This is a genomic window from Tissierella simiarum (assembly GCF_018917865.1).
GTDB classification, from domain to species: Bacteria; Bacillota; Clostridia; order Tissierellales; family Tissierellaceae; genus Tissierella_C; species Tissierella_C simiarum.
Window position 1 is genome coordinate 1 of sequence record NZ_JAHLPM010000044.1, and the last position, 1,696, is coordinate 1,696.

General features: G+C 30.6%; 2 protein-coding genes. Both read right to left on the reverse strand.

Going from position 1 to position 1,696, the window contains the following annotated elements; all coding sequences use genetic code 11:
* Nucleotides 1-43 precede the first annotated feature (43 nt).
* Nucleotides 44-952 carry an IS3 family transposase gene (locus tag KQI42_RS20650; protein ID WP_216522724.1) on the reverse strand — a complete coding sequence of 303 codons (909 nt, stop codon included), beginning with the start codon at nucleotides 950-952 and terminating at the stop codon, nucleotides 44-46.
* Nucleotides 922-1,626 (reverse strand): helix-turn-helix domain-containing protein, encoded by a 705-nt coding sequence (locus KQI42_RS20655; protein WP_216522719.1) that lies wholly within the window; start codon nucleotides 1,624-1,626, stop codon nucleotides 922-924. The genes KQI42_RS20650 and KQI42_RS20655 overlap by 31 nt, the downstream gene beginning before the upstream one ends.
* Nucleotides 1,627-1,696: the final 70 nt, after the last annotated feature.

Consider the following 1,696-nt stretch of genomic DNA (forward strand, 5'->3'; position numbering starts at 1 on the left):
TGAACTGACCTTTGTCAAGTAGACAGATAATTTAATTAAAATATTATGCACATTTGGATGCATGGTTTCGATATTCTAAAGGAGCCATGCATCTTAGTTTTTTTTGAAGTCTTCTTTCGTTGTAAAATTTGATGTATTCAACTATTTTGCCTCTTAATTCTTCAAGTGTTTTAAACTTTTTTCCGTAAAACATTTCAGTTTTTAAAGTACCGAAAAATCCTTCCATAGGACCATTATCTATACATTTTCCAACTCTCGACATACTTTGAGCCATTCCAGCTTCATCAATCTTACTTTTAAAGGCATTTCCTGTATACTGAAACCCTCTATCACTGTGAAATATTGGTTTCGCATCAGGATATTTTTGTATTGCTTTATCAAACATGCTAAAGACAAGATGATTATTGTTCTTAAAGGAAAGTTTATATTCAATAATACTATTATCATAAAGATCCATAATTGGGCTTAAATAAAGCTTTCTTGTGTCTCCAAGAATTGAAAATTCAGTTACATCTGTAAGCCATTTCTCATTAGGAGTCTTAGCGGTAAAGTCTCTTGATAGAATATTTTCTTTTGTATATTCTGGTTTTATTTTCTTACGATTTACTTTCTTTCTTCTAATTCTAGCTGTAATACCTAAAATATTCATAAGTCTATGGATATATCCTTCTGAAAATGATTTATGATTTAGTTTGTTAATGAACATGGTCATCCTTCTATACCCTAAAATTCCGTCAAAAGTTGAATGATATTCATTAATTAGTGAACATATCAATTCATCTTGCTTTTCTTTTTCAGGTTTAACTCTATTTTTATGTTTGTAGTATCCACTTCTTGAAATATCTAGAATTTCACATAGCTTGGTTACTGAATAGCCTTTATCTTTTAAAAAGTCTACTGTTTTGTATTCTGCTTCCTGTCTTACTTTCGAGAGCGAAGTTTCTTTTCGAATTCCTCTTTTTTTTTAAGAACTTCAAGTTCAAATTCTCTTCTTTTTCTTAATGACTTTTCTTTTTCAAGCTCTAGCTTTAATTTCTCTATTTCCGTTAAATTGCTTTCATCAATTTCAGACTTTGCCTTTGGTCCACGCTTTTGATATTTTAGCGCTTCTAGTCCCTTGTCTATATACGCCCTTGTCCATTTGTATACGAGTGCATAAGCAATTGAATACTTATCAGCTGCATCCTTATAGCTCATATCATTTTCAATAACCCATTTTACTATTTCTAATCTCTCTTCAAATGTAGTTTTTCTAGATTTCATGGTATAGACATCTCCTTTAGGATCATAATCCTCTATTTCTATGCCATTATACCATTTATTAACCCAGTTGCTAATAACCCCTATATTAATATTATATTTAGCTGCTAAGTTAGGCATCGAATATTTACCTGAAGTATATTCTTCTACTACTAACAACTTGAATTCTTTGTTATATGAATGATTTTGGTTTGATGTTTCAAATGCGTAGGGGCCATGTTCTTTATACATCAGATACCACTGATGTACAACACCTTTTGTAGTTCCGATCTTTTTACCAATATCATAAAAACTAAGGTTTCCCTCCTCATAATCTTTACAGGCCTGTATTTTTATTTCTTTGCTATACTTTGCTTTTCTCCCCATAAAAAAATACCTCCAAGTAGATAGTCTATTTTTAATTAATTAGACTGTCTACTTTGGAAGTATCATATCA

What these genes read in the sequence shown, in the direction of transcription:
- KQI42_RS20655 (WP_216522719.1), bottom strand. Translation starts at nt 1,626, where the DNA reads ATGGGGAGAAAAGCAAAGTATAGCAAAGAAATAAAAATACAGGCCTGT.